The organism is Flavitalea sp., assembly GCF_035489435.1.
In the GTDB taxonomy this organism is placed as follows: domain Bacteria; phylum Bacteroidota; class Bacteroidia; order Chitinophagales; family Chitinophagaceae; genus DATHKG01.
Genome location: NZ_DATHKG010000161.1, coordinates 1 through 17,072 on the forward strand (window position 1 = coordinate 1; position 17,072 = coordinate 17,072).

Genomic DNA, 17,072 nt, shown 5'->3' on the forward strand with positions numbered 1-17,072 from the left:
ATTACCGTTCACCATGAAGGAGGCAAAGTGCTGGAAGCCTCCGCCGATGGAGGACAAAGATTGAAAAATATCCAGACCTGGTGCATGGGTTCAGACCGCAACTGGACAGATGTACCCTATCATTATTTAATTGCGGCTGACGGTACAATATATGAAGGCCGAAATGTTAACACTGTAGGCGAAACCAATACAGAATATGATCCCACAGGGCATTTGCTGATCTGCTTCCTGGGCAATTACGGTCAACAGAAGTTGAACCCGGAGCTATTAGATGTATTGACGCGGCTCATAGCTCATTTCTGTAAGAAATATAATATCTCTCCTGAAACCATCGCCACGCACCGCGATTACAGCAAGCAGACCACTTGCCCGGGAGAAAACATCTATCCCTATTTCCAAAACGGTTATATCAAAACGAAAGTAAAGGAGTTATTGCAGCACTCTCCGGCACCTCCGGCTTTATGAATCAATGCTTCCAACCGATTAATTATTACACTGGTTGATCAACTATCTACATCTGCATCTCATTCATACGGCCACCATACATTGTAAGATATGGGAACTTCTATATTGGAAACTTAAATACATTCCCCATTGTTTCGGGAAGTCCAAAATATTCAAGATCAGTTTAAGCGGTGATATACAGGAATGGGCCACAGGCTTTACTACCATATTGGGTCTGGCCTATGATAAAAAAGGCAATCTATATGTTTTGGAAAATACTGTTGGCGCCCCACTCCCTGCACCTGGTTTGGTCGGATTGTAAAAGTTGATCAATCCGGTAACAAAGAGGTCATTGCCACAGGCCTGTCTGTGCCAACCGGTTTAACATATGGTCCTGATGGTAACCTGTACGTTTCTAACCAGGGATTCGGTCCTTTATCAATCGGGGGCGGACAAATACTTAAAGTGACACTCAATAAATGTGAATGTGACGATAAGTATAGTAAAGGCAAATGAAAAGAGACATTTGATATGATTGAATGATAATTGTCTTATCATCAGAAGTAATGGTATATCGAATAAGACAATTGAAAGTTCAACTTATTGCTTAATGCCCGCAGAGGCTCTGACTAATCGGAGCCACTGTTATTTCTGCGGGGTGATATTTGATCAGTTTTAATTTAACAATCTGATTCAACAATCCAATTTATAAGAAAACTCATTGCTGGTTTTGCTGTAAGTCTGGATGAATATATCGACGCAACAATTTCCGCATGCCTCGTAATATCCTTTAACTGCCGGCTCTTTTAATATCCGTCTCCAATAATTATCCCGTCTTTTAAGATGACGCTTCCTAAAGGGCTTTCACCTTCTTCTGCTGCCTTTTTAGCAAGAGCAACACATCTTGCGATAAAACGATGATGTTCATTCATAGTAACAAAAGTACCTAATCCAAGTCACTGCATTGCGAACTGCACCGATCCTTGGGGTTAAGCTATTTGCGTGCGTCGCCCACTAGCCCGATCAACCCAACCAAAGGAATCATTTTCCTGTCATTTAAAACTACCTGTACTTTACTGATTTTTTTATTTCATCATTTTTCAAGACTTAATCAGCAAGCCTATTCGTGCTACTAAGTTTTCCTGGTTAAATAAAATGACTTATTTAATCAAACTATCCTACCACAGAATTTACACATTTGTTTTATATCAGAGTGATTATTTTATGGTAATTCTTTTGCGAAGTAATACAAATCAGGTTATGCCGAAAATGATGTCAACTGAAAAAAGAAACACTTTTCACATATTATTTAACCGGCGATTCTTGTTTACATGTCTCTTAGCTATAATTCTCCTAGGTGGAACAAAACCCTTTGCACAAAGGGATGCAACTCCTACTGCAGTTTGGATTTTGCCCGGAGTGATTTATCAGGCTCCAAAGCAATTAAAATTTTCCTGTCAATACGGAATAAACTCAAACCAATCCATTAACGCCATCTATGTACAGGCCTTTATAAATACAGGTAAGCATGTTACGCTGAACCCTGCTTATTTATACTTGCGGTCATCTCCGCTCGGATCACGCCACCTGCATGAGCATGGTTTTATGAGTGCCGTCATTTTATCATTGCCTTTAAAACATGTTTTAATAGACGACAGAAATCTTATTTGGAGCCGTTTCCGGCGAGGCACAGCCAGCTATCATTTTTACCGGAACCGGCTCAGAATAATTAAGCCTTTTACATGGAAGTCCCGAGAGTGTAAAGTATATGCCTATGATGAGGGATGGTTTTTTATAAACAAAGGCCAATGGACGAGGAACCGGCTGGCAGCCGGCTTTTCCTGTGATGTAGTGAGCTGGTTTATCGTTGATGTTTCATTTGTGAGACAGCATGATAAAACGAGTAGAATCATGAACTTGTTTTTTATAATGGGAACGATTCAGTTAATGCACAAAAGGAATCAATAACACTCCGCCTTCATCAACCAATTCACATTATATGCCAAGTCTGAAAATGAAGCTTGTTGTCCTGTGCGTTCTCTCTTGCTTATTGCAGTAAGAAAAATGAACGTAACAGGCAAGGAAGTTGACTCAATCGGGAAAATGAAAAATGATTTTGCGCATCAACTTTACATCAACAAAGAGCAAAGGGGATTGATAGATAAAAAGATGCTTTGGTTAAAACAATTTTCAGCATTTAAATACATTAAAAATGGACATCTCTCTACACGAAGCTCAGACTGCTATTCAGCAAGCAAAAGGCAAAGCCGAAGAAATTAAAATTCCAGTGAACATTGTTGTTCTTGATACCGCAGGTTATCTGAAATCATTTATCCGCATGGATAATGCGTTCTTAGGATCTATTGACATAGCCATTCAAAAAGCCAAAACATCCATGTTGTTTAGGGCGGACTCTGAAGCAGTAGGCGATTTTCTTAAACCGGAAGCAGCCGCATATGGATTAGAAAATACGAATGGAGGCCTGGTTGGCTTCCCCGGTGGAAAACCTATCGTCAAAGACAAAGAGATCATCGGTTATATTGGTGTATCTGGGGGGGCCGTACCGCAGGATCTGCTGATCGCCACTGCTGGCAGCCAGATTTAGATAAATCATTTCTCACCATAAAAACAAAGTTAAATTATGAAAGACAAAAAGAAGATCCTTATAACCGGGGCCGGCTCCGGTTTTGGAGAAGGAACAGCAATTGGGTTAGCCAGGTTGGGGCACCAGGTAATTGCTTGTGTCCAGATTTCCCCGCAAGTATCCGAATTGCGCAGAAAAGCAAAAGAATTAGATCTTGAGGAAAACCTGCGGGTGGAAAAGTTAGACATACTGGATCCATATGATATAAATTATGCCCTGACATGGGATTTTGATATCCTTTTCAGCAACGCTGGTATTGGCGAAGCAGGTCCGGTTTTTGAAATTCCGGTCGACCTTGTTCGCAGAAATTTTGAAACCAATGTCTTTGCCCCGCTCAATCTTGCCCAACAGTTCGTTGCAAAACTGATCAGAGAAAAAAGAAAAGGTAAAGTGGTGTTTACTTCTTCGATGGGCGGGTTGTTTACACCGGAAGGTTTCGGCATTTATGTATCCACGAAACATGCGCTTGAGTCCATCGCTGAGGCGCTATCCGCGGAATTGAAAAAGTATAATATCCAGGTGCAGACCGTTAACCCGGGAGCCTATCTGACCGGCTACAATGAAACCATGGCAGATAATCCTTTCCGTTGGCTGGATGATAATAAGCATATCACGAAGAGAGCGGAGATGAAAGCGATTTTCGACTCGCTTTTAGGAACTCCACAAGGCAGGCTTGATCCCGCGGAAATGATTGACGCGATGATTAAAATCGTGCCTTCGGAAAAAGGGAAGTTCAGGAATGTGGTACCGCAGTTTGTGGAAGATATGCTGAAAGAACATCAGCAGAAAGCATGGGAAGTGCAGATCTAATTACATATTTTAATCTTAAATTAATTGGAAGACCGCTGTATCCTATGAATTTTTTAAAAAAAATAAGATGAAACCAAATCTTGGAATTTTAGAGACCCATTTGCAGGCAGTTAGCCAGGAAATGAATAAGTTGCTGGCTGATGAAGTCGTATTATATATAAAAACCAGAAATTATCATTGGAATATTGAGGGTCCGAATTTTAATGAAATGCATATATTTTATGAACGACAATTCCTCGAACTGGATAAAATTATGGACCAGATTGCCGAAAGAATACGAACCATTGGCCATTATACCGAAGCCAGGCTCGAGGATTACCTGAAGCTGACTAAACTGATTGAAACGCCTCATACCAATTTTCAAAACGATCAATTAAAATACCTTCTTGCTTCTCACGAGACCATTATCAATAACCTTCGTCGGCTAATTCCACTTTTTGCTGATAAACATAAAGATATTGGTAGTAGTGATTTCATAACACAGCTACTTGGAAAACACGAAAAGATGGCCTGGATGGTCAGAGCCTATCTTGGTTAAAATTGGATTTAATAAATGTTTTAATTTTGCGTAGAGACATTAATAGCGATTTCTGACAAATCACTTGTATATGTTGACAATACTTTTGCTATGTTGACAATGGGATGCAAGTAAAAAGCAGACACTCTTCGTTGTATCCGCGGATTTAATATGACTCTTGCAGTCAAACTCGTATGGGTTTAAGTTACAGGTAACCCCCGATATTTAAAGATCCGATTCGCTAAATAGCGAAATATCGTGACCGGAAAATTGGTGCTATTGTTACAAGTTATTACAATTCAAGTTGTTATTTTTTGGCATTTGCTTTGAAATTATTGAATCAGTTATTCCTGATTATATCCACATTGCTGATTTAAATTCCCGCAGTTCCTAAGTTCAATCAGGCAATTTTAAATTGAATAATTGTATAAATTTAATTCTGATTGTATGAACCAGCCAACTAACAACTCAACAGGATTCTTTCAAACCTCGGTGGCAAATCATAAGATTCTCCAATTACACGGTTGGCCGGCAATTCAATCGGTCACCCACGATGCGTACCGGAAGGGTTCCTTGTTTTTGAGTGATAGTTCATTGATTTTTGTGGTAGAGGGGGAACTAAAAATCCGCTACGGAAAAATGGAATATCAGCTTGGTAAGTACCAGTTAGTCTTTCTACGAAAAGATATTTTGGTGGAATATGAAACTGGTGGAACAAGTTCGGTTGGCACTGAAAGGAGTGAATATATTTTTGTTTCATTAAAATATGAACTCGTAAAAGAGTTTACCAGGTTAGCGGAATTATCTGTGAGCACAAAAGAAACATCAGCGGTTACGATAAGTACTGTCGACCAAAGATTATTAAGGTATATTGATTCACTCAAATATTACTTTAATGAACCGAAGAAGGTTGAAGATAACCTGGTCAAAATTAAATTATTGGAATTATTATTTTACCTGGCGGGGAGTAACAAGGCCGTTTTGGAGCAGGTGCTTGATCTGAGGGAACGTTTTCGAAGTGATATTACTGCTACAGTTGCGGATAACATAATGAATTCTCTTTCTTTAAATCAATTGGCTGATTTATCAGGAAGAAGTTTATCTAGTTTCAGAAGAGATTTCATGGCCATCTACAACATGCCACCTTCGCAATGGATTAGGCAAAAACGATTGGAAAAGGCGCAGGAGCTTTTGCAAAGTACCACTATGACAATCACCAATATTTGTTACACATTAGGTTTTGAAAATATAGCGCATTTTTCAAGAATTTTTAAATCTCATTTCAAGTATTCTCCATCGGAGTACCGTATTAATGTCCTTGTCGCATGACTTCAGCGCATAAATTTTCTTTATTCTTAAGCCCCTTTCAAACTAACCACGAGCTAGTGTTTCGTTTGTAGAAAAATATCACCTGGTAACCTGAATCAGCAATGATCAAATTAACATAAACTCACTTAAATTAACAGCCGTGAACACAACATCATTTAAAGCTGCCAAAGGCACGGTTCTTTTGATTACATCAAGCACGGATTCTATAATTTTAAAAGACGGCACAACCGCTGATACGGGTTTTTATTTAAATGAGCTAACAATTCCCATACAGGCAGTTGTCGACGCCGGTTATGATATAGTCCTGGCAACTCCCAAGGGAAATAAACCGGTAATGGATCGCTCATCTGCTATTGCCGCACATTTTGATAACAGCGAAGAAGCCCTCAAGAGGGCATTGGAATTTGTTGAAAAGTATCCAGCAATGCAAAATCCGGTTACGCTTCAGTCTGTTGTGGAGAATGGACTTGACCAGTATACCGGCGTGTTTGTGCCAGGTGGGCATCCGCCGATGGTTGACCTGATGCAAGATCCGTATCTTAGTGCAATTCTTGAACATTTTCATACCAACGCAAAGCCTTCCGCATTCCTTGGCCATGGTCCCATATCTATTGCATGCTCAGTAGGGGATGCCAGGGCTTTCCGTACTGCGCTCACAGAAGACAACATACCAGCAGCGAAGAAGGCATCAGAGGATTGGCAATATGCAGGCTACAGCATGACGGTTTTTTCCAATGATGAAGAACATTATGCAGAAAAGAATGTGTTCGGCGGTCATAAAGCCCCATTCTATGTTGCCGATGCTTTGAAAATTGCAGGCGGGAAGGTGGAATTCGCAGAAGGTGGGATTTTCAAACCGCACGCGGTCGTAGACCGGGAACTGATCACGGGACAAAATCCACCCACAGCGCATGAGTTAGCCAGACTTTTTGTAAAAGCCCTAAATGAAATCAATGCCAGGGTTGCAGTTTAAAAAGGTGATAAATAATAAAGCTATGAAATATAGAAAATTGGGCAATACTAACGAACAACTATCTGCTATAGGATTGGGCACCATGGGTATGAATCATGCCTACGGTGAGCCGGATGATAAAGAATCAATTGCTACCTTGAACCTGGCCATTGATCTGGGCATTAACTTTTGGGATACAGCTGATATCTATGCCAAAGGCGAAAATGAGAAACTGGTATCTGAGGTTTTGGCTCCGAACAGAGATAAAATTTTTATTGCAACAAAATTCGGATTCAGATGGGATGATAACAAGGTTAACTCGTTTGATGCGTCTGCTGCTTATATTAAGACAGCCGTTGAGCAAAGTCTGAGGCGCCTGCGTGTAGATTATATTGACCTGTATTATGCGCACCGTGTAGATCCGCAGGTACCTATTGAAGAAACAGTGGGTGCTATGTCCCAATTGGTTAAAGAGGGTAAGGTTAAATACCTTGGGTTGTCGGAGGCCTCTGCCACATCGATTAAAAAAGCTCATGCCGTACATCCGATTGACGCGCTGCAAAGTGAGTATTCTCTGTTAACAAGGGACGTAGAAGCGGAAATACTTCCTTTGACCAGGGAACTGGGCATCTCCTTTATCCCCTTCAGCCCGCTAGCTCGAGGACTGGTAACCAATACGCTCGATATCCGTACACTTGCGGATAACGATTTTCGCAGGACTTTGCCCCGCTACCAGGAAATGTATGCTGAAAATAACAGGAAATTGGCCGAAGGATTTGCTGCAATAGCAGAATCTAAAAATGCTACTCCAGCCCAAATGGCACTTGCCTGGGTTTTGAGTCAAGGTGAACACATTATACCTATTCCCGGTACTAAGAAAACCAAATACCTGATGGAAAACGCTGCCGCTGTGGATGTGGATCTCACTCCGGACGATTTGCAAACAATCGCTCAACTTCTTAAAAAATATCCAAATACCGGCGCCAGATACTCCGAACAACATGAAAAAATGACAAATAATTAAGTACTAAGAGCCTCTTTTATATATTGCACCGATTAACAAAAAGACAATGAAAAATGTCAATCGACTTTATGAACTAAGAACCTATTTCGCAAACCCAGGCATGTTGGATAAGTTGGTAAGTAGGTTTGAGCATCACACTTTCCGTTTTTTTGCTAAACACAAAATGCAGGTGGTTGGGTTTTGGCTACCACTGGATAATCCGGAAAATAAGTTAGTTTATATCCTCTCATTTGCTGACCAGGAGGCCTGTACGAAATCCTGGTTGGCTTTTAAAAACGATTCTGAATGGATGGCAATAAAGGAGGAAAGTTCAAGTCACGGCGAACTGGTAGCTTCGATAAAATCGGTATTTATGCATAAGCCTGATTTCCTCCCCGATTAGATAAAATTTCTGTCCTGATTTAATAATTTAATACATAGACATCATCCCGATCCTTATTTTTTATAGAATCGCAAATCGTGCGAAGCTTATAATGATCCGTTCCAACTTGCGAGTTTTATGTATGCTTCTTCAAGGTTGTTTTGTAAGTTGTTGATATACTTCCCAGGCACTTCGTTCCACTCGGTTATGCGCTAATTTGTTATCCCGAACTTCCCATATAGCGATTCCCGTCATATTTATAGGCTGGCGGTTGGGTTTCAATCCAAACATGCCGTTATGGAAACCAGTAAATCTCCATCTTGACACTACTTTTGAGCCATCCTTACTTTCAAAGATATCCAGGCTTTCTAAATTGCTGTCGCTGATTGTTTTCAGAAATCCTGCGACCCACTGCTTAAATTGCTCGCGGCCTTTGATTTCTAAACCAGCAGTAGTAATCGTAAAATCTTCGACCATAAGTTCATCAATCAGGTCTAAATTATAAGGGTAGCTCCAAACGTTATTCCAAAAATGAAGGACCTTATCCATCGGAGATAATTCCGACAAAGGCTGTTGTTGATATGTATTTGAATTTGTCATAATTATAAATTTATACTACTGTTTGAACAATAACTGAGGATAGCTTTGTAACTCTACTGACAATATTAACAAGTACTCTCTGCGGACGAAGTTAACTATCCGTTATCGTCTTGCTTTGACGATAATGGTCAATTTATTTAGCTGGACAAACTCAGTAAGGGCAAGTGTTGCTTTTATCAATGATGGTCTCTTCTGATGCCCAATTTTTTCATTCGGGAGCTCAGGGTGCTTGGCGGAATTCCCAATAATTCGGCAGCCCCACCTTCACCGGAAATTCTGCCCTTGACTTGTTTCAAGACTTTCAGGATATATTCCTTTTCGTTTTCGAAAATGGTTTGAATGGTAAAACCTTCGGGGTCGGCCCTGGTAGCTGATGTCGGTTTTTGAGGGGGAAGATGTATTTCTTTAATGGTGTCTCCCGTAGTAAGTAGTACGCTTCTTTCAATTAGATGTTCCAGCTCTCTGATATTACCGGGCCAATGATAGTTTTTTAATTCCTGCAACGCTTTGTGGCTTAAGGTCGTTATTTCTTTGCCGGCCTTTTTGGAAAACCGCAGGATAAAATGTGCAGCTAATTCCGAAATATCTTCTACTCTTTGTCTTAATGGCGGCAATTGAATGGGGAAAATATTTAACCGGTAAAACAAATCGCTCCTGAATTTTCCTTCCTCCATTAACTTTTCAAGATCACGGTTGGTAGCTGTAATGATACGTACATCCGTTTTGATAGTCGTTTTGCCTCCGAGACGTTCTATTTCTTTTTCCTGGAGCGCTCTGAGTAATTTTACCTGCAGTTCCAAAGGCATTTCTCCAATCTCATCAAGGAATAAAGTACTGTGATTGGCCAGTTCAAATTTGCCGATCCTTCTATCAAAAGCTCCCGTAAAACTTCCTCTTTCATGACCGAATAATTCGCTTTCGACCAGGTTGGCGGGCAATGCTGCACAGTTGATTTTAATCATCAACTTATTCTTTCGGGGCGAGGCGTTATGAATGGCACGCGCAATCAGTTCTTTCCCCGTCCCGGTTTCGCCCAGCAGCAGGACAGTACTATCAGAAGCTGCAACTTGTGATACCAGGCGAAAGATCTTTTTTATCTCCTGGCTTTCACCAATTATTTCCGCGTAGTTGTGTACAGTTTCAATCTCTTCTCTCAGGTATATTTTTTCTTCTTCCAGTTGCAGCCTGTACTTCTGGATTTCCACCAATTGCTGGTTGACCTTTTCATTGGCGATAATATTGGCAACTGCAATGGCTATCTGGGAACAAATGCTTTTTAAGAGATGAAGGCTTGAAGCCGGAAGGCCCAAGTCATCGGTTTTGAAGCAGAGTAAAGCAATATTTTTATCTCCTAATCGAATTCTCAAGCCAGTTAGGTTTCTTAAACCGGAAGCGAGGGCCGCATCGAGGTAAACAGGAGGCTTGTTCAGGGTGGCCCATTCTGCTACCTTAAAAGTCACCGGCACTTCGGACTGAAGAATTTCGTTGAGAACACCATCATGTACATTAACAGGTGATTCCAAAATTTTTTTGAACGCTGGATTCTTGAAGACTTCATTCTCCAGGTCATAAAGGAATTGAGTCACAGTTTGCCCGTCTTCGCCCAAAATACTGATCACATAGTTTTCAATGGAGAATAACTTATTTAATTGCTGTTTTAATACTTTGGCAAAAATATATTTGTCCCGAACAGATGCAATGGCGTTACTGAAATCCAAAAGCATGGACTTTTCTTCTTCTCTTCCTTTTACTTCATCGTTGGCGATGATATTGGCAATAGCAATAGCTATTTGTGAGCAAATACTTTTGAAAATCGGCTGTTGAATCGCAACCTCACTAATGCCCTCCCTCTTGAAATTCATGACAGCAATATTTTCCTGTCCAACCCGGATCGAAATACCGGCCATTGTTTTTAAGTTGATGTCTTTTGCAGCATTAGTATAGGTAGGGGGTGTGGGAGAATTAAGCCAGTCTTCTACACTAAATGTAACCAGGTCTTCAGAGTTCAGAATCTTATTGAATACACCGTCATTAATATCTGTATCCGCATGAATTAATTTCTGAAAATCAGGATGCTGCGCAAAATCTGCCTGCGGATCAAATAAAATAGGCCGATGTGTTTTTTTGTCCTTACTCAATGAATGGATAACATAGTCGTCCACCCCGAACAATTTCTTCAGTTGCCTTTTCAGAATTTTAGCCAACACCTGTTTGTCCCTGACCGAAGCCATTTCATTACTGAATTCCAGTAATCGCGTCTTCTCCACCTCTCGTTCTCTGATCTTTTCGTTGGCCCGGATATTGGAAACAGCGACTGCTAATTGTGCACAAACACCTTTTAACAAAATGCTTTTCGTATTGATTGCTCCTTTATGATCACAATGAAAATTGACAAACCCAATATTGTCCCCGCCAACACGAAGGGGCACGGTAAGATAGTGTTTGAATCCAGCTTCTTTCCAAAGTTTGACATAACCGGGCATCCCAGGTTGTCCGGCAACCTCTTCCACATCAAACAAAACGGGATCTTCCCCGTTCATCACTTTTCTGAATATCGGATCTTTTGTACTGTATTTGCCGGAGGTTACCTGATTAAAATTCGGGGATCTTCTTCTTTCATCCGTAAACTCCAACACAAAAGCACTATAGGTATCCCCACCTTCATCTATCTGGGCAATTCCAAATTCTTCCACAGAAAGGAGCTTTTTTATTTTCGTGTTAACCACCTGAAATAAATCCTCTCTGCTATTGAGGGTTGCAATTTCGTTGCTCAGGGAAAGCAGGACCGTTTTTTCTTCCTCTCTTTTTGCAATTTCTTCGTTAGCGAGTATGTTAGAGACCGCCACGGCCAGCTGGGCGCAAACGCCTTTGAGCAGAAGGCTCTTTACATTTATTGCAGGATGGGTATCAATATGAAAATGTGCACTGCCGATAAGAGTGCCGCCAACCCGGAGAGGGACACACAAAACCTGCTGAATCCCTGCTCTTTTCCAGAAACCCACATACCCTGGAATGCCGGGCGTTTCGGCAAGTTCGTTCACCTGGAACAGGACCGGTCCTTCCGCGTTCACAATCATACTGAAAACCGGGTCTGAAATATGGTAACGGCCAGTTGTTATTTCGAGTAAATCTGGCTGATTTTTTGATTTGTATTCGAGATCCAGGACAAAAGCGCTGTACGTCTGGCGATCTTCGTTTATTTGCGCAATACCGAATTCATTAATAGAAAAGAGTTGTTTTAGTTTTGTATTGAATATATTATATAAATCACTCCTGCTTCTTAAAGCACCGATATCATTGCTTAACGAAAGTAACAGATTTATATCTTCCTCTCTCGCCTGTATTTTTTCATTGGCCAGGATATGGGAAACGGCGACTGCTAACTGTGCAGATACGACTTTGATCAACCTATGTTTACTATGGATAGATTCTTTATCCCCGCAGTCAAAAGTTAAACACCCGGTGTTAACACCCCCGACCCGAAGTGGCGCTACTACATGGTATTTGAAACCTGCTTCTTTCCAGAACTGGACATAAGGCGGCATCCCTGGCTGTTTGGTCACCTCTTCCACATCAAATAAGACCGGGGACTCGGCAGTAACGATCTTTTTGAATATAGGATCTGTGACAGGATAGCTGCCGGATGTTGTAGCGTTAAATTCCCGGAGTTTTCTTGTCTTATCCGAGAAATCCAATATAAAGGCGCTGTATGTTTCTCCGCCTTCATCTATTTTTGCAATAGCAAACTCTTCTACGGAAAGCAATTTTTTTATTTTCGTATTGATTACCTGAAATAGATCATTCCTGTTATTAAGTAAGGCAAGTTCATTGCTTAGAGAAATCAGTGCCGCGTTTTCTTCCTCCCTTTTGGCACTTTCTTCACGAGCAATCAGGTTTGCAGTAGCGATAGAAATCTGAGGTGTTATCTTTTCTAATAATTCCACGGCTTCAGTGGTGAATGACTTATTTTTATTTGACAATAAAACAAATAGCGCAAACCTTTCCTTTCCTTCCAGTAATTTGATGGATAGCAATTCCTTTATCCCAGTACGATGAATAAGAGGAACATTTTTCTTTCCACCCAGTATAAGTAGTTCCACATCCTGCACAAGAGGGGTATCCAGATCAGTGGCACCGTCATCATCCACAAAGTACTCCTCGTGCACCTGGTGTGTAAATTCAGCAGTTCCCGGTTGGTCCTTTTCAGGAGGTAAAATATAGCATTGGCAATTCTTAGTCTTCTTGTTACAACGAAGTATGAAACTGTCGTCAAAGCTGATGTGTTGTTTTAAAGTAGTGCGGATCAGGTGCAACAGGTCTTCCCTGTTGCGCACGCAGGCAATTTCATTGCTTAATGACAGAAGTATTACGCTTTGTTGCTGTTCCTTGTCGTGCATAACCTGTTTGTGTAAGGATCTTTGAATACGGAATGCAATGAATTGGTAAGAATAGGGAAGGATAGACGATAACGCCTGGAGGTGCGTGTTTCATTTTGACCTGTTTAATAAGGTAAGGAGAGTGCAAAAAACCATCGGGAGATCGACAAAGTCCCATCTGCGCCATTGCAAAGATAGTGCTCGGGATCACAATCCTCATCAAATAGCATGCAATCACCCGATTTAAATGAAACAGTCAAAAAACTTGAACGATACAGAAAATGTAAAGTTGATTTGGCAGGTCACCTTTACAGCAGCATAAAATGAGGAAGATTTATTTTCTAAACCCAGCAAACCTATTCTTATGGACATTTTAAAAGAAAAAGTAATCCTGATCACTGGTGCCTCAAGAGGTATCGGTGCCGCTCTTGCCCAGAAATTGGCAAGTGCCGGGGCTAAAGTAGTTATAAATTATACAGGAGGCAAAGAGGCAGCCGAAAAAGTAGTAGAAGAAATTAAAAAAAAGGGAGGTGATGCAATAACCCTACAAGCCGATGTGAGTAAAGGGGATGATGTAAAAAATATGTTTGACGGAGCGATCGCACATTATGGCCGAATTGATGTGCTGATAAACAATGCCGGCATTATGATCACCAAATTATTGAAAGATACAACGGATGAAGATTTTACCCGTCAGTTCGATGTGAATGTCAGAGGCACGTTCAACACTTTGCGTGAAGCCGCAACCCGGTTGGCTGATAATGGTAGTATTATCAATTTTTCTTCTTCCAACAACAGAATTATGCTTCCATCTTACTCCACTTATGCTGCCACCAAATCAGCTGTGGAACAGTTAACCCGGATCTTCGCTAAAGAAGTGGGTGCAAGAGGTATCAACGTCAATTCGGTTTCTCCCGGCCCAACAAACACCGAATTATTTATAAAGGGTAAATCACAGGAAATGATTGGCCGACTTGCTTCTCTTTCGGCCTTTAACCGGATCGGCGAACCGGAAGACATTGCAAAAGTCGTTGTCTTTTTAGCAAGCGACGAAGCGAAATGGATCAGTGCTCAAAACATTGGAATAAATGGAGCTATGTCATAGTAATTATTTTTCTGTTTGCCCGGCTACATGATTTATAGGTTAAATGAGCAATTGACCGATTTAAATTCTATTAAAACTGCATCAATAAACTCAAAAAAAGTTATGACAACATTAAAAAACAAGGTAGCCCTGGTAACAGGCTCAGCCCGCGGGCTAGGAAAAGCAATTGCCGAAAGATTTGCAGACTTAGGTGCAGATATCATTATTAATTATTCAAAGGACAAGGCATCAGCCGATGAAGTAATAAAAAATATTACTTCTAAAGGGGTAAACGTTCTCGCAGTTCAGGCGGATATAAGTAAGGTTGCAGAAATAGACAGATTATTTGCAGAGGCAATAAAAGCCTTCGGAAAAATTGATATTGTAGTAGCAAATGCGGGAATTGAAATGGTGGAAGTTCCGGTAACCGAATTCACGGAAGAACAATTTGACCGGCTTTTTTCAATTAACACAAAAGGTAGTTATTTCACCATGCAGCAGGCAGCCAAAAATATTGAAGACAATGGTCGCATTATTTATATTGCGTCCAGCACAACTTCATTTCCTGTTCCTGGCATGGCGGTTTACGGTGGAAGCAAAACCACCCCGCGGTACCTGGTAAACATTTTGTCACAGGAAATAGGTCATAAAGGAGTGACCGTTAATTCGATAATTCCTTTTGCAGTTGATCATTCAGGAATATTTGCAAAACCTGACAGCTTCCCTGCTCTAAGAAAACGTCTGCTGGACAGTTGTCCGATGGGAAGGCTGGCAGAAGTAGAAGACGTGGCAAATGCAGCGGAGTTTCTTGCAAGTGACCATGCTTCGTTCATATCAGGCCAGCATTTGTTAGTCAACGGAGGTGCCAGCCAATAGAGGCAGAAATGGCTTTGTATATTAGCTTTAAATGCAGACGCGGTTCTGATTAGTCCTGTGCTTTAGCTGGTAGGGTATAGTTGAAACAGTCGTGAACAAGATTGGTGAGTTGGGAAAGAAAGGTGTTTAGCGACTACCGGCAACGAACATGCGCTGATAGCTGCAAAGGCCAGATCTTCGAGATCGAGCGCCTTATTTATTTGTACGGCAGTTTCTGATATGCAGTAAGATCCCGAATAAGGTGGCTGAACCATTGTTTAGTTCGAAATCATTACTTAACAATACGCCAAATTTTTTTAAGCATGATAAACTAGTGTTTAAGAATAAGGTTTGCGGTTGTATTTTCAAATTTATCGACAACTTGCTCACCACCTATGATTAAAACAAGTTCAGTTACAGGTGTATAGTTCCCGGGGGCGACCTTAATTTTGCAGCATAGCCCCTTTGCGAAAGAATTTTTTCTCGCAAAGGTGCTAAGCCACGAAGTGTCTTCATGGTGCGATATTGCATTTTAATCATTCAAAACAACTTTCAATACCTGGCCTCCACCTGGTGAAGCACCAAATCCCCAATTTGACACATAAAGATTTTTATCCGGCCCGTAGGTCATTGCTGTTGCATTAGAAAGTCCTGTTGCAACGATATCCTTTGACCCGTTTTGATTAACCCTGATGATCCTGCCCGTGGCTGGTGTGGGAAATGGTTTCCCAGTCGTAGTTTCCAATACGTAGAAGCGGCCTTTCTTGTCAAATACTAATCCAAGTATTGCAGTAAAACCAGTTGCCGCAATACTTATCTGTCCGCCGGGAGTAATCTTGTAAATGTTGGAGGTGCCGTCAACTATCGGGAACGCTCCCAGGTTACCAACGTAAAAATTACCCTGATAGTAGTCTATTGCTGTAGGAACAAGATGACCCTGGGTAGCAGATAAATCAACAACCCTGGTTACAGTTCCACCAGTTGTTGCCTTCAGTAACTGGCCCTGATTGGCTTCTACTATATAGAAATTGTTATCTACAAAGATCATGGTAAAAGGATTGCCTTCCGGTTCAAAATCTGCACCCCTGTTTCCAACAGCAACAGGGTTTGCCACTTGCCAGGCTCCAATATCTGCAATGGCTGTATGGGTTCCATTAGTATTGATCCTTACAATGCCATTAGGAACTCCTAGAACTCCATGTGAACACCCTGCCCAAAGCAGGGCATAAAGTTTGTTGCCGATGAAAGCTACATCAGCTACACCCAGGATATCACCGCCAGTTGATATTGATGTCGGAAGTTTATCAGTTACGGTAGTTCTTTGACCCTTGGCATTAACCCTTGATATTCGTCCACCGGTTGGGCTGCCAAGAAAAGGACCACCGGCAGCGGCACTCGGTTGTATCTCCGGACATATGTCTGAAGTATTTGTTGTTCCGCCTAAACCAGCTTCCGCAACATACAAATAGCAATCAGGTCCGAACTTCAAACCACGTGGATTGTCGAAACCGGATGCGAAGACGGAAACTGTTGGTTTTGCGTTTTTCTCATACTTGTCAGATTTTTGTTCTTTTTTGAACTCTTTGCAGTTTCGGTCGTCACCGTCCGGTCCAGGATCATCTTTATGACATGAAATAAAAAGGAAAACAAATAACAGCAAAAATAATTTCCGGATTTGTTTATACAAATAAATGTCGACCAGCCGCTGTGGTCTAAGGTTTAATGAAGTTTGCATAATGAAAATTTTAGGTGAGGAAATAATAGACGGGCAATAAAAACTTAATAATGTCAGCAGTGAGCGAAGGTATTCTTCGTCAATCTCGATGGGGCGCTTGTCAAAATTATGAGCAGAAACCAGCTTACAGAATTATCGCCGGGGTAGGTTCGATCCGCGAGAGAGTGCGGCATTGCCAGTGGATACAATCGCTTTTTTCCAGTACGAATGTAGTAAACTCCGGATATATTATGTGTATGAAATATTAAAGGGTCGCATTAGGCAATGTGAAATTATGGATGAGCTAAAATTACCGTTCAGGAAGTATTACTTCCAGCAGCAGTTTCTTCAAAGTTCACAAC

13 protein-coding genes are annotated in these 17,072 nt (G+C 41.2%); 10 read left to right on the plus strand and 3 right to left on the minus strand.

The window, feature by feature from the left end:
* The 8 genes from VK664_RS24710 to VK664_RS24745 form a co-directional block, all read left to right on the plus strand.
* Nucleotides 1-465 (plus strand): peptidoglycan recognition protein family protein (locus VK664_RS24710; protein WP_461401397.1); only part of this gene is annotated, 465 nt, incomplete at its 5' end.
* A gap of 2,191 nt (nucleotides 466-2,656) precedes the next feature.
* Nucleotides 2,657-3,049 (plus strand): GlcG/HbpS family heme-binding protein, encoded by a 393-nt coding sequence (locus tag VK664_RS24715; RefSeq protein ID WP_461401398.1) that lies wholly within the window; start codon nucleotides 2,657-2,659, stop codon nucleotides 3,047-3,049.
* A gap of 36 nt (nucleotides 3,050-3,085) precedes the next feature.
* Nucleotides 3,086-3,898 (plus strand): SDR family oxidoreductase, encoded by an 813-nt coding sequence (locus VK664_RS24720; protein ID WP_461401399.1) that lies wholly within the window; start codon nucleotides 3,086-3,088, stop codon nucleotides 3,896-3,898.
* A gap of 67 nt (nucleotides 3,899-3,965) precedes the next feature.
* Nucleotides 3,966-4,436, plus strand: a complete 471-nt coding sequence (locus VK664_RS24725; RefSeq protein ID WP_461401400.1) for a Dps family protein — start codon at nucleotides 3,966-3,968, stop codon at nucleotides 4,434-4,436.
* A 426-nt stretch (nucleotides 4,437-4,862) separates the two neighbouring features.
* Complete coding sequence (locus tag VK664_RS24730; RefSeq protein WP_461401401.1) at nucleotides 4,863-5,744, plus strand: helix-turn-helix domain-containing protein; 882 nt, start codon at nucleotides 4,863-4,865, stop codon at nucleotides 5,742-5,744.
* A gap of 139 nt (nucleotides 5,745-5,883) precedes the next feature.
* Entirely contained in the window at nucleotides 5,884-6,717 is an 834-nt protein-coding gene (locus tag VK664_RS24735; RefSeq protein WP_461401402.1) for a type 1 glutamine amidotransferase domain-containing protein, read from the plus strand.
* Between the two features lie 22 nt (nucleotides 6,718-6,739).
* Nucleotides 6,740-7,720, plus strand: coding sequence for an aldo/keto reductase (locus tag VK664_RS24740; RefSeq protein ID WP_461401403.1), 981 nt, complete (start codon nucleotides 6,740-6,742; stop codon nucleotides 7,718-7,720).
* 46 nt (nucleotides 7,721-7,766) lie between these two features.
* Nucleotides 7,767-8,102, plus strand: a complete 336-nt coding sequence (locus tag VK664_RS24745) for an NIPSNAP family protein (protein WP_461401404.1) — start codon at nucleotides 7,767-7,769, stop codon at nucleotides 8,100-8,102.
* 129 nt (nucleotides 8,103-8,231) lie between these two features.
* On the opposite strand, the gene VK664_RS24750 is transcribed toward VK664_RS24745, so the two are convergent.
* Nucleotides 8,232-8,681, minus strand: coding sequence for an ester cyclase (locus tag VK664_RS24750; RefSeq protein WP_461401405.1), 450 nt, complete (start codon nucleotides 8,679-8,681; stop codon nucleotides 8,232-8,234).
* 176 nt (nucleotides 8,682-8,857) lie between these two features.
* Nucleotides 8,858-13,078: a sigma-54-dependent Fis family transcriptional regulator gene (locus VK664_RS24755; RefSeq protein ID WP_461401406.1), complete on the minus strand. Its 4,221-nt coding sequence runs from the start codon at nucleotides 13,076-13,078 to the stop codon at nucleotides 8,858-8,860.
* Nucleotides 13,079-13,421: 343 nt separating this feature from the next.
* Between VK664_RS24755 and VK664_RS24760 the strand changes: the two genes are divergently transcribed.
* Both VK664_RS24760 and VK664_RS24765 read left to right on the plus strand, forming a co-directional pair.
* Nucleotides 13,422-14,162 carry an SDR family oxidoreductase gene (locus tag VK664_RS24760; protein ID WP_461401407.1) on the plus strand — a complete coding sequence of 247 codons (741 nt, stop codon included), beginning with the start codon at nucleotides 13,422-13,424 and terminating at the stop codon, nucleotides 14,160-14,162.
* A gap of 102 nt (nucleotides 14,163-14,264) precedes the next feature.
* On the plus strand, nucleotides 14,265-15,017 hold the full coding sequence (locus VK664_RS24765; protein WP_461401408.1) for an SDR family oxidoreductase: 753 nt from the start codon (nucleotides 14,265-14,267) through the stop codon (nucleotides 15,015-15,017).
* A 511-nt stretch (nucleotides 15,018-15,528) separates the two neighbouring features.
* Here the strand turns inward: VK664_RS24765 and VK664_RS24770 are convergent.
* The gene (locus VK664_RS24770) at nucleotides 15,529-16,731 is read right to left on the minus strand and encodes a ScyD/ScyE family protein (RefSeq protein WP_461401409.1); all 1,203 of its coding nucleotides are present in this window, start codon (nucleotides 16,729-16,731) and stop codon (nucleotides 15,529-15,531) included.
* Between the last annotated feature and the right edge of the window lie 341 nt (nucleotides 16,732-17,072).